At 70.3% G+C, this 22,407-nt stretch carries 25 protein-coding genes and 1 pseudogene; 7 read left to right on the forward strand and 19 right to left on the reverse strand.

From position 1 onward, the window contains the following. Positions 1-83 precede the first annotated feature (83 nt). A complete protein-coding gene (locus tag AB0H78_RS30185; RefSeq protein ID WP_363237830.1) occupies positions 84-440 on the forward strand; it encodes a hypothetical protein in 357 nt (118 codons plus the stop codon). 18 nt (positions 441-458) lie between these two features. Here the strand turns inward: AB0H78_RS30185 and AB0H78_RS30190 are convergent, their stop codons facing one another. Genes AB0H78_RS30190 through AB0H78_RS30200 form a run of 3 tightly spaced genes read right to left on the reverse strand, consistent with a single transcriptional unit; the run spans position 459 to position 2,078 of the window. Continuing rightward, a complete protein-coding gene (locus AB0H78_RS30190; protein ID WP_363237831.1) occupies positions 459-956 on the reverse strand; it encodes a nucleoside deaminase in 498 nt (165 codons plus the stop codon). A 33-nt stretch (positions 957-989) separates the two neighbouring features. Beyond that, positions 990-1,460 carry a cyanase gene (cynS, locus tag AB0H78_RS30195; RefSeq protein WP_363237832.1) on the reverse strand — a complete coding sequence of 157 codons (471 nt, stop codon included), beginning with the start codon at positions 1,458-1,460 and terminating at the stop codon, positions 990-992. A gap of 33 nt (positions 1,461-1,493) precedes the next feature. Continuing rightward, complete coding sequence (locus AB0H78_RS30200; protein ID WP_363237833.1) at positions 1,494-2,078, reverse strand: carbonic anhydrase; 585 nt, start codon at positions 2,076-2,078, stop codon at positions 1,494-1,496. Positions 2,079-2,178: 100 nt separating this feature from the next. Here AB0H78_RS30200 and cynR point away from each other — a divergent pair, with 100 nt between their 5' ends. Both cynR and AB0H78_RS30210 read left to right on the forward strand, forming a co-directional pair. Continuing rightward, on the forward strand, positions 2,179-3,099 hold the full coding sequence (cynR, locus tag AB0H78_RS30205; protein ID WP_363237834.1) for a transcriptional regulator CynR: 921 nt from the start codon (positions 2,179-2,181) through the stop codon (positions 3,097-3,099). Between the two features lie 238 nt (positions 3,100-3,337). Then, complete coding sequence (locus AB0H78_RS30210; protein WP_363237835.1) at positions 3,338-4,525, forward strand: alanine--tRNA ligase-related protein; 1,188 nt, start codon at positions 3,338-3,340, stop codon at positions 4,523-4,525. On the opposite strand, the gene AB0H78_RS30215 is transcribed toward AB0H78_RS30210, so the two are convergent. Together AB0H78_RS30215 and AB0H78_RS30220 are read right to left on the reverse strand one after the other, a co-directional pair. Beyond that, positions 4,522-4,782 carry a hypothetical protein gene (locus tag AB0H78_RS30215; RefSeq protein WP_363237836.1) on the reverse strand — a complete coding sequence of 87 codons (261 nt, stop codon included), beginning with the start codon at positions 4,780-4,782 and terminating at the stop codon, positions 4,522-4,524. The two genes, AB0H78_RS30210 and AB0H78_RS30215, sit on opposite strands and share 4 nt — an antisense overlap. Before the next feature lie 63 nt (positions 4,783-4,845). Beyond that, complete coding sequence (locus tag AB0H78_RS30220) at positions 4,846-5,073, reverse strand: hypothetical protein (protein WP_363237837.1); 228 nt, start codon at positions 5,071-5,073, stop codon at positions 4,846-4,848. Between AB0H78_RS30220 and AB0H78_RS30225 the strand changes: the two are divergent. Beyond that, a pseudogene (locus tag AB0H78_RS30225) lies at positions 5,072-5,437 on the forward strand (FAD-dependent monooxygenase); the annotation flags it as partial. The gene AB0H78_RS30220 and the pseudogene AB0H78_RS30225 overlap by 2 nt on opposite strands. Here the strand turns inward: AB0H78_RS30225 and AB0H78_RS30230 are convergent. The 4 genes from AB0H78_RS30230 to AB0H78_RS30245 all read right to left on the reverse strand — a co-directional run bounded on the left by AB0H78_RS30230 (position 5,437) and on the right by AB0H78_RS30245 (position 7,538). Then, positions 5,437-6,054: an NAD(P)H-dependent oxidoreductase gene (locus tag AB0H78_RS30230; RefSeq protein WP_363237838.1), complete on the reverse strand. Its 618-nt coding sequence runs from the start codon at positions 6,052-6,054 to the stop codon at positions 5,437-5,439. The pseudogene AB0H78_RS30225 and the gene AB0H78_RS30230 overlap by 1 nt on opposite strands. Positions 6,055-6,183: 129 nt before the next feature. Next, the gene (locus AB0H78_RS30235) at positions 6,184-6,945 is read right to left on the reverse strand and encodes an N-acetyltransferase (RefSeq protein ID WP_363237839.1); all 762 of its coding nucleotides are present in this window, start codon (positions 6,943-6,945) and stop codon (positions 6,184-6,186) included. Between the two features lie 64 nt (positions 6,946-7,009). Continuing rightward, the gene (locus AB0H78_RS30240) at positions 7,010-7,231 is read right to left on the reverse strand and encodes a hypothetical protein (protein ID WP_363237840.1); all 222 of its coding nucleotides are present in this window, start codon (positions 7,229-7,231) and stop codon (positions 7,010-7,012) included. Positions 7,232-7,268: 37 nt separating this feature from the next. Further along, positions 7,269-7,538, reverse strand: a complete 270-nt coding sequence (locus AB0H78_RS30245) for a hypothetical protein (RefSeq protein WP_363237841.1) — start codon at positions 7,536-7,538, stop codon at positions 7,269-7,271. Positions 7,539-7,721: 183 nt separating this feature from the next. Here AB0H78_RS30245 and AB0H78_RS30250 point away from each other — a divergent pair, with 183 nt between their 5' ends. Continuing rightward, positions 7,722-9,176: a SpoIIE family protein phosphatase gene (locus AB0H78_RS30250; protein ID WP_363237842.1), complete on the forward strand. Its 1,455-nt coding sequence runs from the start codon at positions 7,722-7,724 to the stop codon at positions 9,174-9,176. Between the two features lie 60 nt (positions 9,177-9,236). Here the strand turns inward: AB0H78_RS30250 and AB0H78_RS30255 are convergent, their stop codons facing one another. Further along, positions 9,237-10,727 carry a hypothetical protein gene (locus AB0H78_RS30255; protein ID WP_363237843.1) on the reverse strand — a complete coding sequence of 497 codons (1,491 nt, stop codon included), beginning with the start codon at positions 10,725-10,727 and terminating at the stop codon, positions 9,237-9,239. A gap of 233 nt (positions 10,728-10,960) precedes the next feature. Here AB0H78_RS30255 and AB0H78_RS30260 point away from each other — a divergent pair, with 233 nt between their 5' ends. After that, positions 10,961-12,103 (forward strand): aminoglycoside phosphotransferase family protein, encoded by a 1,143-nt coding sequence (locus AB0H78_RS30260; RefSeq protein WP_363237844.1) that lies wholly within the window; start codon positions 10,961-10,963, stop codon positions 12,101-12,103. A gap of 79 nt (positions 12,104-12,182) precedes the next feature. On the opposite strand, the gene AB0H78_RS30265 is transcribed toward AB0H78_RS30260, so the two are convergent. From AB0H78_RS30265 to AB0H78_RS30290, 6 genes are all read right to left on the reverse strand, one after another. Beyond that, a complete protein-coding gene (locus tag AB0H78_RS30265; RefSeq protein WP_363237845.1) occupies positions 12,183-13,520 on the reverse strand; it encodes a peptidoglycan recognition family protein in 1,338 nt (445 codons plus the stop codon). A gap of 218 nt (positions 13,521-13,738) precedes the next feature. Further along, positions 13,739-14,239, reverse strand: coding sequence for a hypothetical protein (locus AB0H78_RS30270; RefSeq protein ID WP_363237846.1), 501 nt, complete (start codon positions 14,237-14,239; stop codon positions 13,739-13,741). Positions 14,240-14,296: 57 nt separating this feature from the next. Beyond that, positions 14,297-17,155, reverse strand: coding sequence for an AAA family ATPase (locus AB0H78_RS30275; protein WP_363237847.1), 2,859 nt, complete (start codon positions 17,153-17,155; stop codon positions 14,297-14,299). Between the two features lie 165 nt (positions 17,156-17,320). Further along, a complete protein-coding gene (locus tag AB0H78_RS30280; protein WP_363237848.1) occupies positions 17,321-17,719 on the reverse strand; it encodes an ACT domain-containing protein in 399 nt (132 codons plus the stop codon). 10 nt (positions 17,720-17,729) lie between these two features. Further along, on the reverse strand, positions 17,730-18,332 hold the full coding sequence (locus AB0H78_RS30285) for a CGNR zinc finger domain-containing protein (protein ID WP_363237849.1): 603 nt from the start codon (positions 18,330-18,332) through the stop codon (positions 17,730-17,732). Between the two features lie 107 nt (positions 18,333-18,439). Beyond that, positions 18,440-18,682 carry a DUF397 domain-containing protein gene (locus AB0H78_RS30290; protein WP_363237850.1) on the reverse strand — a complete coding sequence of 81 codons (243 nt, stop codon included), beginning with the start codon at positions 18,680-18,682 and terminating at the stop codon, positions 18,440-18,442. A gap of 185 nt (positions 18,683-18,867) precedes the next feature. Between AB0H78_RS30290 and AB0H78_RS30295 the strand changes: the two genes are divergently transcribed. Continuing rightward, complete coding sequence (locus tag AB0H78_RS30295) at positions 18,868-19,056, forward strand: CsbD family protein (RefSeq protein WP_363237972.1); 189 nt, start codon at positions 18,868-18,870, stop codon at positions 19,054-19,056. Positions 19,057-19,135: 79 nt separating this feature from the next. Here the strand turns inward: AB0H78_RS30295 and AB0H78_RS30300 are convergent, their stop codons facing one another. From AB0H78_RS30300 to AB0H78_RS30310, 3 genes are read right to left on the reverse strand one after another with little or no spacing between them, the layout of a single operon-like run. Then, a complete protein-coding gene (locus tag AB0H78_RS30300) occupies positions 19,136-20,302 on the reverse strand; it encodes a thiolase domain-containing protein (protein ID WP_363237851.1) in 1,167 nt (388 codons plus the stop codon). Continuing rightward, the gene (locus AB0H78_RS30305; RefSeq protein ID WP_363237852.1) at positions 20,299-21,354 is read right to left on the reverse strand and encodes a thiolase domain-containing protein; all 1,056 of its coding nucleotides are present in this window, start codon (positions 21,352-21,354) and stop codon (positions 20,299-20,301) included. The genes AB0H78_RS30300 and AB0H78_RS30305 overlap by 4 nt, the downstream gene beginning before the upstream one ends. Then, on the reverse strand, positions 21,354-22,325 hold the full coding sequence (locus tag AB0H78_RS30310) for an OB-fold domain-containing protein (RefSeq protein ID WP_363237853.1): 972 nt from the start codon (positions 22,323-22,325) through the stop codon (positions 21,354-21,356). Before AB0H78_RS30310 ends, AB0H78_RS30305 begins: the two co-directional genes overlap by 1 nt. Positions 22,326-22,407: the final 82 nt, after the last annotated feature.

The raw sequence follows: 22,407 nt of genomic DNA on the forward strand, positions 1-22,407 counted from the left end.
CTTGTTGCTCGAACATCAGTACGATGACACTCGTTCTTCGCGGCCCGTCCGCACCTTCCTCGACCCCACACCTCAGGAGCATCATGCGCAAGCTCGTCCAAGTACTCGCCCTCGCCTCGCTGACCGCCGCCACCACGCTGGTCTTCAACGGCGCGGCCGAGGCCGCCACCGTGTCCCCGGCATCGGTGAGCAACAAGTGCACGGAGACCGTCAAGATCCGTGCCTCGGCCAGCACTTCGGCCACCATCAAGGGCTACTGCTACACCTACAGCACCGTCACCAGTGCCTGTTACAACGTCGGCACCACGGTCTTCGGCAACCCGTACTGGGACAAGGTGCACGTCGTCACCCCGAAGCAGTGCATGGACTGTACTCCGACGACCACCGACGGATGGATCTCCGAGTACTACCTCTCCAACAAGAACGCCGTGCACTGCTGACATCCACCGGAGCGCAGCTCAGGCGGTGGGCGTCCCGGTCAGCCGGCGCTCACCGCCGTTGCGCTCCTGCCAGAGCTTGTAGACCTCCACCGCGCCGTCGCGCGCGTCGTGGCGCATCGGCAGGCGCCGTTCGGTCCAGTCCTTGGCGAACTCACCGTAGAAGGTGTCGAGTTCGAAATACTTGCGGTCGTCCACGTAGTGCGGCTCGTAGGCGTCACGCGTGGTGAGGAAGACGACCTCGTCGGGGGAGCAGTAGTACAGCGATCCCAGGCACATCGGGCACGGGTGGGCCAGTACGTAGATGGTGGTATCGGTCAGATGCTCGGTGCCCAGCTTCACGCACGCGTCGCGGATCGCGAGGATCTCGGCGTGGGCGGTGGGGTCATTGGTCTGGGCGACCTTGTTCGCGGACTCGGCGAGGATCTCGCCGTCCTTGACGATCACGGTGGCGAACGGCCGTCCGCCCTCCTCGACATTGCGACGGGCAAGGTCGATGGTGCGCTGTGCGAAATCCATGAGGGTTCCTTCGCGGTGCGTGGTGGAGACGGATCAGAAGGGCTTGGTCGGCAGGTACTTGCCGTCCAGCGTGATGATGGCGCGCTCGCCGCCCTCGGGGTCGGCGACCTTCCGTACGTCGAGCTTGAAGTTGATCGCGCTGATGATGCCGTCGCCGAACTGCTCGTGGACCAGGGCCTTGAGCGTCGTGCCGTAGACCTGGAGCATCTCGTAGAAGCGGTAGATCGTCGGGTCGGTGGGGATGCCACCGGGGATCGATCCGCGGGACGGGATGGTCTGCAGCAGCGTCGCGTCCTCCTGCTCCAGGCCCAGGATCTCGGCAACGGCACGGGCCGAGGTTTCCGGCAGCGGGTGCTGGCCGAGCACGGCGGCGGTGACGAAGGCGACCGACAGGCCTGCGGCGTCGGCGATCTCCTGCCAGGACAGGTCCTTGCGCACCTTTGCCTCGACGGCCTTGGCGGCCAGAATCTGACGGGCTGCGGGGTCGAACTGGGCGTGCATCATGAGAGGGCTTCCTTCTTTCGGTGAGGGTGGTGGTCAGGCGCGGGAGGCGTCGAGTTCCTCGACGGTGCCGGTGGGAATGTCGTAGACCCAGCCGTGCAGCGTGACCGTGCCCGCGGCGAGGGCGCGCGCCACCGAGGGATGGGTGGCCAGGTTCGCCAGCTGGGCGCGCACGTTCTCTCGTATGAGGGTGTCCACGTTCTGCGCGCCGTTCTCTCCGGCGGTACGGATGCGAGCGGCTTCCGCGTGACGCAGCCAGTCCGCGATCGCCGGGGCGGCGCTCAGGTCATGGCGCTCGGCGAGGGCGGTCATCGCTCCGCAGGCGGAGTGGCCGCACACCACCACATCGGTGACGCCCAGCACGGCCAGGGCGTACTCGACGCCGGCAGCCACGCCGTCCGGTCCCGGAGCGTGCACCGGGACGAGGTTGCCGGCCGTACGGATGACGAACAGCTCGCCCGGTTCGCTCTGGGTGATCAGCTCCGGCACCACACGGGCGTCGGAGCAGCTGATGAACAGCGTCGTCGGACAATGGGTCTCCGCCAGATGCGCGAAGAGCTCCGCCCTTGCCGGATAGACGTCCCGCTGGAACCGCGCGACGCCCTCGATGAGGTCCTGCATGGTCACTCCTTCGGTCGAGTTCCACCATGCACGACCTGCACCTATAGCGTCCAAGACGCAGATTCGATATCCCTCATTGGTCACATCTATACTTGTGTGCATGGCTCCGGAACTCCGTCACCTGCGCTATCTGCTCGCCGTCGCCGAGCACGCCAGTTTCACTCGCGCCGCCGAAGACCTGCGTATCTCGCAGCCCACCCTGTCGCAGCAGGTCAAGCAGCTGGAACGAACCGTCGGCGCGCAACTGCTCGACCGCACCGGACGCACCGTGCGCCTCACGGACGCCGGCGAGGCGTACGTCCACTACGCGCGCCGGGCGCTGCGCGATCTGGCCGCGGCCGAACGCGCCGTCATGGATGTCGCAGACCTCTCCCGCGGCCATCTCCGCCTGGCCCTCACCCCCACCTTCACCGCCTACCTCGTCGGCCCCCTCACCGCCGAACTCCACGCCCGCCACCCGGGCATCAGCCTGAACGTCCAGGAGATGCCCCAGGACCGCATCGAGGCCGGTCTGCTCGCCGATGACATCGACCTCGGCATCGCTTTCCACGGACCGCATCTGCCGGGCATCGGGGCGACCGCCCTGTTCACCGAGGTCCTCGGGCTCGTACGGGGGGCAGGCCTGCCGCGTACGGACGCACCGGACGGACCGTCACCGGAGCCGCTGTCCGTACAGGATGTCGCCGACCTTCAACTCGCGCTGCTCAGCGGCGACTTCGCCACCCGCGGCCACATCGACGCCTACTTCGCCGCCCACGCGGTGCGCCCGCACATCACCGTGGAGGCCAACTCCATCCAGGCCCTCACCGAGATCGTCCGGTGCACCGCGCTGTCGACAGTGCTGCCCGACGCGCTCACCCATGACCATCCCCACCTCGAACCCGTACCCGTCGAACCGCCGCTGCCGACCCGCACGGTCGCGCTTCTCCACCGGGAGAACACCTACCGGAGCGCGGCCGCCCTCGCCTTCACCCGCCTGATCCAGGACGTCGTCCGCACACGCGGATACGCACCCGCCTAAAACGGCGTGCACCACCCCCGCCCCACCGCGTACCGTTGATCCCATGAAGGTCAACGTCCTCACCACCGGCACCACCGCGACCGCGCGAGCGACCAGCTCCCCGGTTGCCGCCGACTGACCTCATTCCCCCTCTTTCCACCGGCGACCGGAAACGGCCCGCCGGTGCTCTGACGGATTCCTGTCCCGCCTTCCGCGCCGCGGCCTTTTCCGGGCGCCCCAAGGCGAAGGACCCGCCGCCATGAACACCGACCAGGTCGTCCGTACCTTCATCGAGTACTTCCAGGAACGCGGACACCGGCACATCACCGGTTCCACTCTGCTGCCGCCACCCGGTGACTCCGTGCTCTACACGACCTCCGGCATGCACCCCCTCACCCCGTACCTCGAAGGCAAGCCGCACCCCCTGGGCCGCCGCCTGGTGAATGTGCAGCGCTGTCTGCGCACCACCGACCTGGACGAGGTGGGCGACGACACGCATCTCACCGTCTTCGAGATGCTCGGCACCTGGTCGCTCGGGGACTACGGCGGCTCGCACAGCCTGGAGTGGGGTTACGACCTGCTCGTCAACGGCTACGGAATCGACCCGGGCCGGCTGCACACCACCGTCTTCGGCGGCGACGACCAGCTGGGCCCCGACACCGAGTCCCTGCGCATCTGGGAGAAACACGGTGTCCCGGTGGAACTCACCCGCGACGAGAACTGGTGGTCGAACGGCCCCACCGGCCCCTGCGGACCCGACTCGGAGATCTTCCTGTGGACCGGAGACACTCCACCACGGTCCACCCCCACGCAGGACGAGCGGTGGGTGGAGATCTGGAACCACGTCCTGATGCGCCACCACCGCCACGAGGACGGCAGCCTGCACCCGCTGCCCCGCTCCAATGTCGACACCGGCCTCGGTCTCGAACGGCTCACCACACTGCTCCAGGGCAAGAAGTCGGTCTACGAGTGCGACCTGTTCGAGCCGTGGATGCGGATCGTTCCACCCCTGTGGCACCTGGACGAACAGTCACTGCGCATCGTCTGCGACCACCTGCGCTCGTCGGTCGTCGTCATCGGTGACGGCATCCTGCCCTCCAACACCGGACGCGGCTACGTGCTGCGCCGGCTGATCCGCCGGATCCTGACCACCCTCTGGCGCGACAATCCGTCACGGTCGATCCAGGACCTCCCCCTCGAACTGCTGGAGCACACCCTGGACCACTTCCGGCAGGTCGTGGACGTGACCACGGTGCGCGAGGTTCTGCTCGACGAGGAGCGCCGGTTCAGGCAGTTGCTCGTACGAGGCCGTCAGGTCCTGTCGAAGCCGCGGTTCACCAGCAGGCTGACGGACGTCGACTACAGCTACCTGCACGACACCCACGGTCTGCCCCGGGAGCTCGTCACGCTCCTGCGGACCGACCCGACCGAAAACCAGGAGCGCTAGGAAGGACGCGGCAGGCGGACCGGAACCGTGTCGAGTGCCTCCAGGAGGAGCGTCACGGTCGCGGCAGCCGCCTCCCGGTCGCCCGGGGCCGCGGCGGACTCGGCGAGGTCGGACAGCAGCGCCACCGCCGCCTGCAGTACGGCGGCCTGTACGGGAACCGTCCGCAGGGCGGAGAGCGCGGCCTCGGCCCGCTGTCCTGCGGACGGTCTCGGCACGGTGGGGCCCGACGGAATCAGCGCGTGAACGCCGCGGCCCACACCGGATACTTCTCGTGAGGATGCAGTCACCTCACCAGTCTCCCGCACCCCCGTGCGGAGCGGTCACAGTCCGAAGATGACGCACCCGTTCTCCTCGGCCTCCGCCCTCCAGGCCGGAACGGGATCCGCGAAGTACTGGATCTCACCGCTGCGGTACGCGTCGACGGCGCTCTGGAGGGCTGCGCACGGCGGGCACGCAACGTGGGCGGTGCCGGCCGCCGCGACGGGCGCAAGCAGGAAGATGCCGGCGATCGCGGCGACGGCGGGCAGGGCGAAACGGGCGGGCAGCATGGTGGAAGGCCTCCTGGGACACAGCATCCGGTCGGGTGGAGGGCGCCCGCTCCACGGTCCGCGGGGCGCCCGGCGCCAGACTTCCGCACCCGCGCAGGAGTTCCGCAGCACCACGCTGTCCGGGTACTCCCTACGGCCCCGGTGGGCGGGCGTCATCGAGGAGGGGGTGGTGCGCGCCCTCCAGGACGCCGACATCCGGGGCGGGGATCTTCGGTTCGAGGTCCGGGACGTGCGTGTGCACGACGCGCACACGGAACGGCCCTCGGTGTCGTACACCTGCCCCGAGACAGACCAACGACAGGTGCTGCACTGTGAGTTCGTCGCCGGCTGCGACGGGGCGCGCGGGGTGACGCGCGACGCGCTTCACAAGGCCGCGGCGTCCTCGTAGGGGAACCGGGCGAGCGGTGCCTCACCGTGGAAGAACGTCTTGGCGCGCTGGGCGGCCCGCTCGTCGTTCCGCACCTTGCCCGGGCGGGTGCCGTTCCCGAACAGCACACCGCCGAAACGCATCCGCAGGTACGCCGCGGTGTGGGTGAGGGTGGTGACCATTCCGTCCGCGACCTCCTCCTCGGCGTGTGACATGACCGTCACGCCCCACAGCGTCCGGCCTGCCATCCGCGCCTTGAAGTCCAGTTCCGGTACGGCCAGCCAGCCCGACCAGTAGTCGAGGTAGCGCTTGGTCTGCGCGGAGAGGGTGTACCAGTACAGGGGAGAGGCGATGACGATGTCGGTGGCCTCCAGGGTGGCCTGCCGCAGCGCGAGTTCGCTGTCGCCGGGCTGCCAGAGTGTGGTCTCGTGCCGTCCGTCCTGGAAGTCGGGCAACGACACCTCGTTCAGGTCCACCCAGCGTTGCGGGACACCGGCGGGCAGCTGTTCGGCAGCGGCTCTCGCGAGGATCTCGGTGTTGCTTCCCTCGGAGCGGGCGCTGCCGAGCACGAAGAGGAAGGAGCGATCGGGGCCAGGGGTCGTGTCGGTGGTCATGTCCACTCCGCTCTCGGTCCCGGGCGCGGAGGCCGGAGGCGGGCCCCCGTCCGCCGCCCCGTGGTCGTCGGTACGTACCCCGCCTCCAACCTCCGGGCCCACAGGGGATATTCCGTGAGCGGCCTGGCCTCAGTTCCCGGGCACGGAGTGCCGGATCCAGACGTTCGGCTCGACGTACACGGCGCGGCCGTGTGCGGTCGAGCACTGGACCGGGGTTAGGGCGCCGGGCACGTCGATGTCACCGTCGGCGTCGAAGGGCAGGCCGGTCCACTCCTGCCACTGGGCGAGGGACCCGCTGACCGTCATCGACGCGGGTGCGATCTTCGCGATGGTGCCGCCCGCCTTGACGTGGACCCGGAGCCACGGGTCGGTCGGCAGTCCGTCGTCGCGCCGGCGGCCGATGTATTCGGTCATGGGGACACGCGGTTCCAGGTGCTTGGCGTTGGGGCGCACGGGGGCCAGCAGGACGGTGTGCCCCTGGCGCCCGACGGCGTCCCGCATGGCCGCCAGCATCCGGTAGGACAGCCCTCGCCCCAGATAGTCGGTGTCCACCGTGATCTCCAGGGCGCTGGCGATCGTGGGCTTGTGTGCACGGTGGTGGTCGCGGAACGCCCAGGCCAGCACCCGGTCCCAGCCCTGGTCGGGCATCTCTTCGCGGCCGGCGGATTCGGCGTCGAAGGGCACGCTGAATCCGCGGGCCACCACGCGGTCGCCGTCCGTCGCCACCACGCAGTACTGAGGGAAGGTCTCGGCCACCTGGGTCAGCAGGGCGCTTCCGACCATGTCGTGCGGGACGAAGGCCGGCCAGGTGTCCGAGATCTCGTACACGCGCGGGACCAGCGCGGGGCGCTCGGAGAGCGTGGTGATCTGAAGGCTGTCGGTGTCTGTCACGAGAGTGGAGATTGCCACAGGAGCACTTGTCCGACCAACGTCGCGGTCCGGGCCGGAAACGCTGCTAGCCCTTGGCCGGATCCGCACCCGGCCGCTTGGTGACCGCGTCCCCTTCCTTCAAGGACTCCCAGAGGGTGCCGTCGATGCGGACCTTCCTGGTCTCACCGTCCGTCAGTCGCAATTTCACGTAGTGGTACATGTTCGAACCGTCGGGCATGTTGCGCGACTTCTCGACCACGACGCCGTCCCAGGACTCGCCCCGTCCCGCTTTGCGTGATTTGAACATGAATTCAGCATAGACCGCGCGCCTCGGCAGAAGCCCGTCACGGCGTATCCCCCTGCCAGTCCCACCGCTTCGGGTCACCGGACCTCGGCCCGTACGCCGCGTGCCCGCCCGGTCCGTACCGCCCGATCTCCGTGGTGAGCGCGGCGCCCTCGTCGAGTTGGCGCGCGCTGCGGCCCGTCACGTCCAGCAGCAGGCCGTCCAGCGGGCCGCCCACCAACTCGACATAGGTGCGTCCCGGCCGTGGTCCCGGGTCCGGATCCTCGTGATCGGCTCCGTAGACGCGTCCCCTCATGATCTGCTCGTCCATGGGTTCAGCATTGCAGGCAGCACTGACAGGCCCGCCTTCTCCGCGAAGCCCATGGCATATGCCAGGAGCACCACCGCATCGAGTGTTGCCAAATCCCTTACGGGCCCTCGCTCCCTGTGCGACAGTCGTTACCGGTTCACCCGTCAGTGCCTTGGCCGTGCCGCGCCTGTATCGGAGTACGTCATGCCGTCCCATCTCTTTGCGGACCGCCCCGCCCCGCAGCCGCCCCAGCGGGGAACAGTTGACGCACTGATCACCCGCACGCGCAGGCTGCGCGGAGACGTGGACGCCGTGCGCCGGAGCTCCGTGACGGCCGATGACATGGACGACGTGCAGGAACGATGGCACCGCGCCCTGTGCGACCTGGCGGTCCATCACCTCGACGACCTGGGCACACATCTGGGACAGCTCAAGGAGGGGTTCCCCGCGGAGGCGGCCGAGGAACTGGCCGCCGAGCTCGCCGGGTACGGAGCCCAGGACGAGGCGCCCGACAGCACCCAGGCGGGATCCCTGCTGAGCCGGGTCGGCAGCGCGGAGTGGAACCTGCTGACGGACGAGGCCAGTTGGTCCGAGGAGCTGTACCAGATCTTCGGACGCGCCCCCGAGAGCGGGGCGCTGTCGCTGGACGAACTGCCGTCCGTGCTCTTCACCGAGGACCAGGCGCTGCTCACCGCGATGGTCACGGACTGTCTGGTCGACGGGAAGACCATCGACGGGGAATTCCGCATCGTGCGGCCCGACGGCTGCGTGCGCACCCTCCACATGATGGGCGAGCCCGTACTCGACGAGGACGGCTGCACCGCCTCCATGTGGGCGGTGCTGCGGGACGTCAGCGCTTTACGACGCAGTCAGCGCACGGTGCGCGAGTCCCAGGACACGCTGCAGCGCAGTCGGCAGATCGCACGGACCGAACACCGGCTGGCGGTCGAACTGCAGGAGACGGTGCTGCCACCCTGGCGCGGCTCCCTGCGGCTCCCTCAGTCGGGGCCCGGGGCACTGGACCTCGCGGCGCACTATCTGCCGTCCTCGAGCAGCGCGCTGATCGGCGGCGACTGGTACGACGCGCTGGAACTCCCGGACGGACAGACCCTGCTGACCGTGGGCGATCTGACGGGCCACGGGGTGGGCGCCGCATCCGGCATGGCGATGGTTCTCGGGGCGCTGCGTGGCATGGCTCTGGCCGGAATCGCCCCCGGGCTCCTGATGACCCATCTCAACCAGCTGCTCGAGACATCCGCCCAGCCCGCGTTGGGGAGTGCGGTGTGCTGCCGGTACGACCCCGGGACGCGGACGCTGGCGTGGGCGCAGGCGGGACACCCCGCCCCCTTGCTGTTCCGCGAGGGGGCGGGGCGCGCGCTCCAGCGGCCCGACGGCGTGCTGCTCGGCGCGACGTCAGGAGCCACGTACGAACAGGCCGAAGTCAGGCTCCTGCCGGGCGACCTGCTGGTGCTGCACACCGACGGGCTGACACGGCGTTCGGTGAGTGACGGTCCTGATGCGGACCAGCTGCTCGCACTCGCACCGCGGTTCGCCGAGGCCCGCACGGCACAGGACAGTGTGCGGATGATCGTCGAGGAGTGCGGCGTGGCAGAGCGTGAGGACGACGCCTGTCTGCTGGTCGCCAGGATCGGCTGCTAGGTTCCGTTTCTCGTTCCGGTCGGATCGTCCGTTCCTTCTCGGTGTCCGCCTGGATGCCGGCTAGATGTCCGCGCTCCTCGACCGGCTCCGGGGCAGGGCGAGCTGAATCTCCTCGCGCAGGTCCTGGATCTTTCCGTGTCCCGCGTACTGACCGGTGAGCCGGTACATCTCACGCAGCCTGTCCCAGGTGCGGTGCGAGGAGGTCTCCCCCATCGACACCAGGGCGAGACGGGCGTACCGGTCGGCCTGTTCCGGGTCGTTGGCGATGAAGCACGCCGAGGCCAGCGAGATGTAGTCGAAGATCTTCGAACGCTGACGCCCGTTCACCCGCAGATCGAGTGCCTGCCTGGCGTGCCGCTGTGCGGTCCCCGCCGCCGACGGGTCGTGATCGGCGAGCGTACGGAAGGCCAGGGCCTGCATTCCGTGCAGGTCCGCCTCGTCGAACATCTGCATCCAACTCGGCGGCGGCACATCCCCCTTGTCCGATACGAACAGGTCCTCGGCTTCGCCGAGGGTGCGGCGCATCGCCTGGCCGTGCCCCATGGACGCCTGTGCCCAGGCCTCGATGGTGTGCAGCATGGCCCGGGTGCGGGGCAGGGTCTGCTCGCCCGAGCCCGACTTGGCGAGCTTCATCAGGTCCAGCGCGTCGTCGGGACGGCCGAGGTGCACCATCTGACGAGCGGCGCGCGAGAGCGCTTCGCCGGCCCGGGGCCGGTCGCCGCCTTCACGGGCCGCGTGGGCCGCGATGACGAAGTACTTCTGGGCCGTGGGTTCGAGGCCGATGTCGTGGGACATCCAGCCGGCGAGTACGGCGAGGTTGGCAGCGACGCCCCACAGGCGCCGCTGGAGGTGGTCGGGGTGCCGGTAGGCGAGCATGCCGCCCACCTCGTTGAGCTGGCCCACCACTGCCTTGCGCTGGAGACCGCCGCCACGGGCGGCGTCCCAGGCGCGGAAGACCTCGACGGAGCGCTCCAGTGCCTCGATCTCCTGCGACCCGATGGGGGCGGCCTCATAGCGGTCGAACCCAGCGGGGTCGGCGTGCAGGGGATCTTCGAAACGTGGTGCGTCCGATGCCAGGGCCGGATCGGTGTGGAGCCAGTCGTGCATGGCACCGCTGATTGCGGAGCCTGCGGCGAGCGCGGCGCCCGCGCCCACCATGCCGCGTCGGTTGAGCATGAGGTCCATTCCCGTGAATTCGGTGAGGACCGCTGCCGTACGATCGGGCGCCCATGGGAGGCCGTCGGGACTGGTCTGCTCTGCATTGCCGACGTCCCGCCGCTTCCCAGCGCGCCCCGGTCGTCCGAACCCGAGGTCCTCGATGGTCACGACACGACCGAGCCGCTCGGTGAACAGTGCTGCCAGCACCTTTGGTACGGGTTCGCGTGGGCTCTCGCCCATGTCGATCCAGCGCCGTACGCGCGAGGTGTCGGTCGCCAGCTGCGGGTGGCCCATGGCCGCCGCCTGCCGGTTCACAAGTCTCGCGAGTTCGCCCTTGGACCATCCGGCCAGGCCGAACAGGTCTGCAAGGCGGGTGTTGGGTTCTCCGGTCACGTCAAGCCCCCAGGTTCTCGGCTGAGTTGACAGTAACCCCCTGTCAGATGCGGTGGGGATATTCGCCAGGGTTCGCCAGGGTGCGCCAGATGGTGTGCCACCCGCGGCCCGGTGTCAGGTAGGAATGCGCCACCCCGACCCGGTGGCCGGACCGCACTCCCCAGGGTGTGTCCCGGACACCGGGGCGGGCAGCGCACGTAACTTGTCGGCACACGAAGGGATCTGTTTCCCCCATGTACACAGCATCGTCCTCCGTGTCTGCCCCGCCCCGTCCGATGCGCCGGCTCCCCACGAGCGGCGGACCGTATCTGGACCCCACCCACTCCGCAGGGGCGCTCGGCGCCGGCCGGGCCCGGCGTGCGGCAGGACAGGGCACTCAACCGCTCAGCGGGAGACTCGACTTGTCAGGCCCCCAGGGCTCGCAGCTGCGCATGGCGATCGCGTCGGTGCACCGCATCTGCCCGGAGTTCAACCCGGTGCAGATACTGCGCCGGAGCGGCCGGTCCGTACTTCTGGTCGGGACGACCGGGCGCACGACCGCGGTTGCCAAGTGCCTGCTCGACAACTCCCCAGTGTGGACCGAGCAGTTCCGGCACGAAATAGCGGCATACCGCTCCTTCGTACGGCACCGTCCGCCGGTACGCGTGCCCCGCCTGATCGCCGCCGATCCCGAGAACTGCACGCTGGTGATCGAGCGGATGCCCGGACGGGCCGCGGCCCTCCAGCGCCACCCGGCAGAGGCCCCGCCGCGCGCCGATGTGCGCGCCGCGCTCGGCGCGATCGCCCGGGTCAACGCCTGGCGACCGCCGGCCGGGATGTTCGACGCCCCTCTGGACTATGCGTCGCGGATCGCCCGCTATCACGAGCTCGGTCTTTTCACCGACCGTGACCTGGGCGACCTGCAGAAGCTGCTGCACGGTCTGGCGTTCGCGGGCGGCCGGCAGGGCATGGGGCAGTTCTGCCACGGTGACGCTCTGCTCTCCAACATCCTGCTGTCGCCGACGGGCCCTGTGCTCGTCGACTGGGAGCTCGCGGGCTGGTATCTGCCCGGATACGACCTGGCGACCCTGTGGGCGGTACTGGGAGACGCACCGGTGGCGCGGCGGCAGATCAGTCAGCTGGCGCAGGCAGCAGGGCCGACGGCGCGTGATGCGTTCCTGGTGAACCTGATGCTCGTGCTGACCCGGGAGATCCGTCACTACGAGACGGCCGTCCAGCGCACCATGCGCGAGACGGCTCCGACAGGAGCAGGGGGCCAGGACAACCGGCCCGGGATCCTGTCGCACGGCGAGGAGCAGCGGTTGCTGCTGCGGCGGCTGCACGACGACTGCGCGATGGCGCGGCGGGCCGTGCGCGCGGCGGTGGGCACCCGCTGAATCGCTTCGCCGAGGCAAAGAGGGGGAAGTGCGATGCGCGCCCAGGGCCGACACACTGGGCGCGCATCGCACTGTCCGCTCAGTGGGCGCGCACGATGTCCACGTCGTCGGCCTTGACGAAGGCGACACGGTGGCCGATCTGGACCGTCACGTACTTCGTCGCCCCGGGGAACCAGGTGTGGTCGTACGCGAAGGACGAGTCGATCGTCGGGGCGTAGTAGTAGCCGGTGGGGGCCACGCCTCCGCCCGGGTAGGACTGGCCCGTCTTGATCGTGTACGGCAGCGGGGTGCCCAGACGTCCGGCGGTGAAGTCCGCCGGGTAGTCGGCCTTGTCCGGGTAGGCGACCCCGTACACCGGGACCTCGGCCTTGCCGGCCTTCGGCTTCACGACGTAACCGCTGGTGGGTGTGGTGGTGCGGGTGCCCTTCGGGGACTCGAACCAGGCCTTCTGTCCGTACCACCAGATCGCGGTCCAGCCGGGCTTGCGCTCGGCGACGACGGCCTGCTGCGTGGCGCTGACCTTGCTGCCCCAGTCCGCGGCGCAGTTGGTGCCCGCCGAGCCGTCGGTGTGCAGGCCCGGGTCGGAGAAGAGCGGGGCGGTGGCGGACGGTTCGGTGTGCAGCGGGACCGCGCTGCTGGGCTGCACGGGAAGGTCGACCTTCTTCTCGCAGTCGCGGAAGGCCTGCAGGTTCTTCTTGAACACCGGGTTGACGGTGACGAGTTGGCTGGCGGGCCGGGCCGTGGGCACGGTCGGCTTGCCGAGCACGGTCATGAAGTAGTTCCAGTCCCAGTAGGTGCCCGGGTCCCAGTGCATGGCCTTGGTTCCGGCCGCGCTGGTGGGCGGGACGTTGTCGTGGCCGATGATGTGCTGGCGGTCCAGCGGGATGTCGTACTTGGCTGCGAGGTAGCGCACGAGCGTGGCCGTGGAGCGGTACATCTCGGGGGTGTACCACTTGGCGCCCTCGGCCGCGACGCCTTCCTGCTCGATGCCGATGGACTGGGAGTTGATGGACCAGTTGCCCGCCTGCCAGGCGATGTCCTTGTCCTTCACCATCTGGGTCACATGGCCGTCGGCGGAGCGCACCACATAGTGGGCGGAGGCGGCCCGCGTCGGGTCCTGGAAGATCCGCAGCGTGGTGGCGAAGTCCTCTTCGGTGTCGTGCAGGACGATGAACTTGATCTTGTTGGTCTGCGGCCGGTCGGAGGTGTCGTAGTTGCCGTACACCTCCTTGTTGGCGGGGTCGCCGGTCTGCTGATACGCGGCGGGTACCCAGTCGCAGTTCAGGACGCGCGGGCACTCCGGGCGGGTGCCGTCCGCGCTCGCCTGGGCGACCGGTCCGGTCAGGGCGAAACTGAAAGCGCTCGCGGCGGTGAGCGCGAGCGCGATTCTGGACCTCTGGTGGAATGCGGACGTCATGTCGGCCCTTCTTGCCGGGAGTTGCGCGGGGCGATCTCGCCGTACGGTATGGGCGCACACTCTGTGACGTGAGGCGAAGGCGCGTCAAGAGTGACGCGCGGGCCATCCGATGAAACAGTGGTCCAGACCACTGACAGGCCATCTGACCTGCGGAAAGAAAGTGACAACGGGCATACTGAAGAGGCGCGTTACCTGAGATTTACTTGCCGGCGCCGCGCTCAGCCCTGCTGGAACATCTCCGCGGGCAGCGGCTTGAGCAGTGCGTACAGGTCGTCCGTGATCGGGCGGTCCCAGCTGGCGATGGTGACCAGCACGCCATCGCTCCGGTCGAACTGCACGCAGGAGACGCGGCTTTCGGAGAGCTTGAGGCGGCGCACGATCAGGAGATTGTCGCCCTGCATCACCGGCATGTCCTCGGTGTCCAGGACCTCGACCGGCTCGTCGTTCTCCAGCGCGGCCAGCAGCTGCGCGACCTCGAAGGGGATCTGGCCCTCGGCGAGCTCACGGGCCGGTGAGCCCTCGGGGAGGTTGCCGATGATCATCGCGGGTCCGCGGCCGCCGAACAGGTCGTAGCGCAGAAAGACGCCCTGGCAGCTGCCGTCGGGCGCGGGCAGCAGTCCGGCGCCCAGGTTCCCGGGCCAGTCACCCGGGTCCATGGCCAGGACATCGAAGTCCGGGCCAGTGGGAGTGGCGGCGCTGCGGCGGCGGAGGAAGGACATGCAGCCATGGTACGTGGCCCCGGCGGGTCTCCGAAGCCGGGGCGACCCGCGCATTGCTCACGTTCCGAGGGCAGCGGCGAGGCCCGTGCGGTCCGTGCCTACTTTCCGGTAGACCGCCGAGAGGAGGCGGGCGACAGCTGCCACGTCGGTGCTCAGAGCGGCCGCGACGGTGGCCGCGTCGTCTCCCCGTACCGTCATGGCCGCCGCGGTGCGCTCACGGCTGGTCAGGGTGTCGGTCTCCGTGGAGCGGAGCCTGCTGGGGCGCAGACCCGCCGCGGCGAGTTCGTCGCGGGCCGCCTCGGCGAGGCTGTCGGCTCCGCACTGCACGGCTGCTTCCAGTCCTCGGTAGAGGTGGTCCGCGGCTTCCTGGGGGCGGGCGGTGCGGCGCTGCTGGGTGCCGAGTGCGACCAGCGCGCGGGCCAGCTCGTAGGCGGCGGGCGAGCGCTCCAGGTGGGCGACGGACTCCTCGAGGAGTTTGGTGCGGTCCTCGGCACAGACCTCGGCGGCGACGCGCAGGGCCTGGCCGACGGCCGATGCGGTGCCGTACTGCCGTGCGCGGCTCACCGCTTCGAGTGCCGCTTCACGGGCCCGTTCGGGGGCTTCGTGCAGTTCGGCGACGGCGTAGTGCAGACGCCAGGGGCACCAGGCGGGATTGCGCATGCCGCGCGGATCCAGGCGGCGGCCCGCCGAGGCCAGCTCGATGGCGGCCTCCCTGGTCCTGCCGCGGGCCAGCAGGAGCTGTCCGTACACGGTCTGGGAGTCGGGGAAGGTCACGGCGGCGGGAAAGGGCGCCACGAAGTCGTGGTCCCTGGCGACCTCGGTGGCCTCCGCCACGCGGCCGCGCGCGAGCAGGACCTCCACGAGGATGCCCGTCGCGTACCACCACACGGGAGTACGGGCGCCCACACGCTCGGCGAGCCGGATCCCGGCCCTGGCGAAGTCCTCGGCCTCGACGAGACGGCCGCGCCGGTAGCGGATGTAGGCGAGCAGTGTGTACGCGAAGGACAGGTGCGCCCCGCGCCAGCCCTGGCGCTCGAATTCGGCGGTGCCCGCGGCGAAGAGCTCCTCGGCGCGGCCGGGCCGGTCCGCGTACATGAAGACGAGGGCGGTCAGTACGGGCACTTCGAAGCCCCGGCTCTCGTCCGCCCAGCTCAGCCCGCCGGACAGGGCGCGCTCGGCGTGGTGCAGGGCGACCGCCGCGGGCTCGCCGCGCAGCGTGGCGTCCCAGGCGCGCAGACCGATGATGTACCGCTCGGTGAGGTCGCGGCCGGTGAGGCGGTCGGCGAGGCGGGAGAGCCTGCGGGAGCGGGCGGGCGAGTCGGGTTCGTCGGAACGGAAGGCGTCCCACATGAACTTCTCCGCCTGCATACGGAGTTTGGTGCGGGCATCGCCGGTACGCTGGCCCTCGCGCCCGAGCGTCTCGGAGGCCTCGGCGAGGCGGTCGCTGTGGGCCAGGACCTGGGAGAGGCGGTAGACGATGCCGTGGCGCAGGGCCTGGTCGGCGATCGGCTCCTCCAGGGCGGCACGGAGGTGATTGACCGTGGTCGCCGGTTCGGTGAGGAGGGAGGAGCAGCCCAGTTCGTAGAGGACGGCGGCCCGGTCGTCGAAGGCCGGGGGTTCGCGCAGCGCGCGTGCCAGATAGCGGCGGGCGGCGTCGGGGGCGCCTGCGCGCAATGTCTCGCCGGCCGCCGCGCGCAGGTGGCTCACGACCCAGGGGTCGCCCTCGGGGTGGGTCTCCAGGAGGTGGCGGGCGGCGGCCGGGGAACCGAGCCCCGCGTCGACCACGGACCAGGCGGCCTGGCCATGGAGGGCGACGCGCACCGCGTCGGGGATGGCGCGGTAGACGGCGGTGGCGATGAGCGGGTGGACGAATTCCAGGGCGTCGGAGCCGGTGAGGATACGGGCGTCGCGCAGCCGGTCGGTGGCGTCCGAGGCCTCCTCACGGCCCAGGCCAGCGATGTCCGCGGCGAGGGACGGGGAGATTTCGGTGCCGAGCACGGCGCAGGACCAGGCGAGGCGGACGGTGGAGGAGCCCAGGCGTTCCAGCCGGGCGATGAGTCCGCTGCCCTTGACGGCCGCGGCCAGGTCGCGCAGCAGGTGGGCGCTGGATTCGCTGGGGATGAGGTTGCGGTCGTTGACCTTGGCGGCGAGCTCCACCGCCTCGAAGGGGTTGCCCGCGGTGACGGCCCAGCACTCGCGGCAGAAGGCGTCGTCGGCATGCGTGCCGATCTTTTCCCGTACGAGATCGGATATCGCTGTGGCGGTGAGCGGCTCCAGACCGATGGGACGGGTGCCGGAGCGGCCGGGCAGGCCCCTGAACTCCTGTGCGTATTCGGGGAGTTCCTCGGGACGGTAGGCGACCACGAGCAGCATGGGGAGGTCTTCGGCGCGGGGTGCGAAGGCGGAGAGCCAGCTGAGGGACTCGGGGTCGGCCCAGTGGGCGTCGTCCAGTACGAGGACGAGCGGGGAGCGCTGGACGGCGAGGTGGGTGAGGACCCAGTCGAGTCCGTCGCGCAGGCCCTGCGGGTCGGGGGGCGCGCCGGTCTCGGCGGTGCACAGGCCCAGGGCAGGGCCGACGATGGAGTACCAACTGCCCAGGGTGGAGCGCAGTTCGGCGTCGGAGGAACCGGCGAGCTGGGGCTGGATCAGCTGGCGGGCGACGTGGAAGGCGACCTGCTGCTCCTGGTCGCTGCCGCGTGCGGAGAGAACGGTGCAGCCCTGTTCGGCGGCGCGCCTGCGGACTTCGGCGAGGAGTGTGGTCTTGCCGAGGCCCGCGTAGCCGGCGAAGGCCAGGAGTGCTCCACGCGGCCGGGACCGGGCGCCCACGAGTTCGTGGCGCAGACCGGTCAGCTCGCTCAACGCCTCGTCGGCTGCGGCCAGTTCGGCCTCACGCTCCAGGAGTCGGCGCCTGGTCATGGTGCACCCCCTGCTCGGGCGTGCACCCCGGCGCGCAGGACAGGGGCCAGGTGAGTCACGTCCGTGAGGCACCTCAGCGTACGCCTGCACGGCCCCGGTGTGACCGAATGTGAGGAGTTGACCAGGGCCTTGGTCCTGGGCTGTTTCCGGGGCGTGTTCCGGGGCTCAGGCGGAGCGGTCCGCCAGGGCCTGGAGGAGGGCGACCGCCTCGGTGGCGCGGTCGTACGGGACGAAGAGGTGGTCGTGGTGGAGGGCGGCGACCACATTGCAGCTCAGGCCTGCCGCGGCCAGTTCCTGGGCCACCGCCGCGGTGAGGCCCACGGCCTCCAGGGCCGAGTGGACGCGCAGCGTGATCCAGCCCGCCACGTACTCGTACGGAAGGCCCGCGGCGTCCGCCTCGTCCTGGGGGACGACCAGGGTGAGGCCCTCCTGTTCGGCGACGCCCACGACGGGATGGACGCCGGGCGGGGGTCCGTCGGGGGCGGTGGTGTAGACGTAGCGGCCCGGATTGAGTTCCGGGCGCATGCCGCTGAGGAGTTTTCGCAGGTCGCTCTCGCCGCTCATGGGACCGAGGCTACGCGGACTCGGCGCGGTGGCGCTCGTGGTGACGGGCGACCCTGGCGCGGTTGCCGCAGGAAGGTTTGCACCACTCCTGGCGCGGGTGCTCCTTGAGGAAATAACGCACGCAGCGCGGGGCATGGCAGGCGCGGAGCCGCGCGCGGTCGGGGCCGGCCAGGAAGCCGACAGCCGCGCGGGCGAGCGCCGCGGTGAGGAGACGGCGCTCCGACGCCGGAGCGGATGCGAGCACACGTGCCGTGGGGTCCGTGTCCTGCGCCCAGTCGAGCCGCTGGATCGTGGGAACGGCGGCCGCGGCGGCGTTCAGCCGGGCGAGCGCTTCCTCCACGGGCAGCAGACGCAGGGCGTCGGCGGGGCTGGGCTCACCGGGGCGTACGGCGCGGGCGAAGAGCGCGCGGACCGCGGCGCGCAGGTCCCGTACCGCGTCGAGTGCGTCCTGGTCTGCGGCGAAGGTATCGGAGGCGTCGCGTCCGAGTGCGGTCGCGTGCTCGTGCACCCAGCGGGTCAGACCCTCAGGGGCGGCCAGGTCGTCCGCCACTCCGCCGTGGCCGTCGTGGCGGATGGTGAGGGCGAGGGCGAGAGCCAGATCGGGGGCAGCCATGAGCTAATGGTATCCACCCGGCGAAGCGTTAACCAAGGGTGGTCCGCCGGCTGCGACCCGGTCCCGCCCCGACGGTCGCACTGCCGGGACGGGTCGGCTGCCGTACGTCAGGTGAGGTCGAACTCGCCGTCGCGTGCGCCGAGCACGAAGGCCCGCCACTCCCCCGGATTGAAGATCAGCGACGGGCTGCCCGGCCTGCTGCCGTTGCGCATCGCGATGAAGCCTTCCACGAAGGCGATCTGGACGTCGCCCCTCCCCTGACTCCCGGACTGCCAGTCCGCATTGCTGAGATCGAGCTCCGGCTTTCCCCAGCCCGCAAAGGTCCGCTGAGTGGTGGTGCGCTCGGCCACGTCCGTGCTCCTCCCGGTTCGTCGTCCGTCGCAAGACTAGCGATCGCCGCCGGACACGGACAGGCCACGGAAGGTACTCCCCGGCAGGCCGGTCCACTGCCGCGTGTGCGGCGGGCAACCTCCGGATGCGTGTCCGCCGGACCGTCCGTAGCGTGGCAGCATCCCCCCACCACGAAGGAGTGACCATGGGCGAGAGCGCGATGGACAAGGCCAAGGGCAAGGCCAAGGAGATGGTCGGCAAGGTCACCGGCGACAAGCGCACGGAGACCGAGGGTCAGGTCGACCAGGCCAAGGGCAGCATGCGTGAAGTCGTCGAGAACGTACGCGCCAAGGCCGAAGGTGCCCGCGACTCCCTGAAGAACGACGACAAGTAACCGGCCCGCCAACAAGTTTGGGCAACGGTGACGACAGGCCGCGGGCACCGTTCCGCGGCCTGTCGCCCTTGTGCGGCGGTCAGTTGGCGGGGGGCTCCGCGCCCACGAGCCACATCGAGAAGAACTGGGCACCGCCGCCGTACGCATGGCCCAGCGCCTTGCGGGCGCCGTCCACCTGATGCTCGCCCGCCTGGCCGCGGACCTGGAGGGCCGCCTCCGCGAAGCGGATCATGCCCGAGGCGCCGATGGGGTTCGTGGAGAGGACTCCGCCCGAGGCGTTGACCGGGAGGTCGCCGGTGAGTTCCGTGGCCCCGGACTCCGTCATCTTCCAGCCCTCGCCCTCCTCGGCGAAGCCCAGATTCTCCAGCCACATCGGTTCGTACCAGGAGAAGGGCACATACATCTCGACCTCGTCGATCTCCCGGCGCGGGTCGGTGATGCCCGCCTGGCGGTAGACGTCGGCCGCGCAGTCCTTGCCCGCCTGGGGCGAGACGAAGTCCTTTCCGGCGAAGAGGGTCGGTTCGCTGCGCATCGCGCCGCCATGGACCCAGGCGGGCGGGTGCGGCGAACGGGCCGCGCCCTCCCGGTCGGTGAGGATCATCGCGCACGCCCCGTCCGAGGACGGGCAGGTCTCGGAGTAGCGGACCGGGTCCCAGAGCATCGGGGACGCCTGGACCTTCTCCAGGGTGATGTCCTTCTCGTGGAGGTGCGCCATGGGGTTTTTCAGCGCGTTGCGGCGGTCCTTGTACGCGACGAGGGAGCCGATGTGGTCCGGGGCTCCCGTACGGCGCATGTACGCCCTGATGTGCGGGGCGAAGAAGCCGCCCGCGCCCGCGAGCAGCGGCTGCTGGAAGGGGACGGGCAGCGACAGGCCCCACATGGCATTGGACTCCGACTGCTTCTCGAAGGCCAGGGTGAGGACGGTCCTGTGGACGCGCGAGGAGACCAGGTTGGAGGCGACCAGGGCGGTGGAGCCGCCCACCGAGCCCGCCGTGTGGACGCGCATCATCGGTTTGCCGACCGCTCCGAGCGCGTCCGCGAGGTACAGCTCCGGCATCATCAGGCCCTCGAAGAAGTCGGGAGCCTTGCCGATGACGACGGCGTCGATGTCCGCCCACGTCAACTGGGCGTCGGCGAGGGCGCGTTGGGCCGCTTCGCGTACCAGGCCCGCGATCGAGACGTCGCGGCGGGCCGCGACGTGGTGCGTCTGGCCGATGCCGACGACTGCTACGGGTTCCTTGCTCACTGGGCCTCTCCTTCGAGTACGGCGACCAGGTTCTGCTGGAGGCAGGGGCCTGAGGTGGCGTGGGCCAGGGCACGGCTGGACGTGCCGTTGTGGATGCGGGCCGCCGCCTCGCCGATGCGGATGAGTCCTGCCGCCATGACCGGGTTGGCGGCCAGTGCGCCGCCGGACGGATTGACGGTGACGGTGTCGTCGAGCTTCAGCGCCTTGCGCAGGACGACTTCCTGGGAGGTGAAGGGCGCGTGCAGTTCCGCCGTGTCGACCGGGCGGTCGAAAGCGCCCGCGCGCTCTGCCGCGAGCCGGGTCGACGGGGAGTCGGTGAGGTCGCGTACGCCCAGGCTGTGCGCCTCGATGCGGTGGTCCATGCCGCGGATCCAGGCGGGGCGTTCGCACAGTTCGCGCGCCCGGTCGCCGGCCGCGAGGATCACCGCGGCGGCGCCGTCGCCGATCGGCGGGCAGTCGCCGGTGCGCAGCGGCTGGACGAGGTAGTCGCCCTGGGAGCGGGCGCCGGTGACTTGTGCGTGCGGGTTGTCCGAGGCGGCGCCGCGGCTGCGGGCCGCGATCCCCGCGAGGGCGGGTTCGTCGGTGTCGCCCGCGTCGATCAGGGCCTGCGCCTGGAGGGCCGCGAGGGAGACGGAGTCGGGCCAGAGCGGGGCGAGGTAGTACGGGTCGAGCTGGCGGGTGAGGACGTCGCGTACCGAGCCGGGCGAGGATTTTCCGTACGAGTAGACGAGCGCGGTGTCCGCCTCGCCAGTGAGGATCTTCACCCAGGCCTCGTAGAGCGCCCAGGCGCCGTCCATCTCGACATGGGACTCCGAGATCGGGGGCCAGGCCCCCACCCCGTCCAGGGCCATGGTGAAGGAGAAGGCGCGGCCTGCGAGGTAGTCGGATGACCCTGAGCAGGTGAAGCCGATGTCACTGGTCTTGAGGCCGGTCGCGGCCAGGACCTGGTGCAGGACCGGCATCACCATCTCGACTTCGGAGAGTTCGTCCGTGCGGCGCAGATGGTCGGACTGCGCGAAGGCGACGATCGCCACTTCCCGTGCGGGCGCCATCAGATCAGCTCCTTGTAGTCGTCGTACTCGGCGTCGGGCTCGCCCGTGGGCCGGTAGTGGTCGGGGTAGCGGCCGTCCTCCGACCAGACGGGCTCGACGCGCAGGCCCATGCGCACCTCGTCGTAGGGGATGCCGCCGATCCGGCCGTGCAGGGCCAGGCCGGCGCCGTCGAGGGCGATGTGCGCGTAGACGTACGGCAGTTCGATGTCGAGGTTCTTCGCCTTGACGTTGACGATGCAGAACGTGGTGACCGTGCCGGCCGGGCCCACCTCGACCTGGTCGGTGGTGGCGACTCCGCAGGTGGGGCAGGCGCCGCGCGGCGGAACGTACACCTTCCGGCAGGAGGGGCAGCGCTCGCCGACGGTCTTCTGTCCGGCGAGGGCGTTGATGTAGCGGGTCTGGGCGCGGCCGGGGCCGTAGGTGTAGTCCAGGCGGGCGGGGGCGACGATTCCGGTGACCATGTCGCCGAAGCGGCCCTCATGGGGAGCTGCGGCCGCTTCGCCCTCGCCTTCGCCTTCGCCTTCGTACGGCTCGAAGCAGGCGATGTCGGTGATCGCGCCGGTGCGGTCACCGGCCCAGCGGATGCGGACACGCAGGCCGGTGTGCACGGACTCGGGACCCGCTGCGTCGAGTGCGTGCAGGAGTGCCGTGTCGGCGCCGTCCAGCTTCACCAGGACCCAGGCGAAGGGGGTTTGGAGGGGCTGATCGCGGCGCGGTGCCGGGTTCCAGGCCCAGGTGGTGACGGTGCCGGTGGCGGCCACCTCGACGAGGTCGCGTATCTCCTCGGCGGTGACCGGGTCGTACTCGACGGGCGGGACGAGGACCTTGCCCTCGCCGGTGCGCACGCCGAGCACGGTGCGCTCGCGCAGGCCGGTGAGGAAGGCACTCTGGACGGGGCCGAGCGAGCGGGTGAAGGGGAACTCGACGACCAGGGGGGCGCGAAGCACCTCCGGTGAGGGCGCGGCTGTCATGAACGGGCTCCAATTCTGCCTGGCGGGCAGGGGATGCTCCGGCGGGTGCCGGAGCGTGCGGACCGGGACCGCGGGTTCGCGG

This window comes from Streptomyces sp. NPDC050738 (assembly GCF_040654175.1).
Taxonomy (GTDB): Bacteria; Actinomycetota; Actinomycetes; order Streptomycetales; family Streptomycetaceae; genus Streptomyces.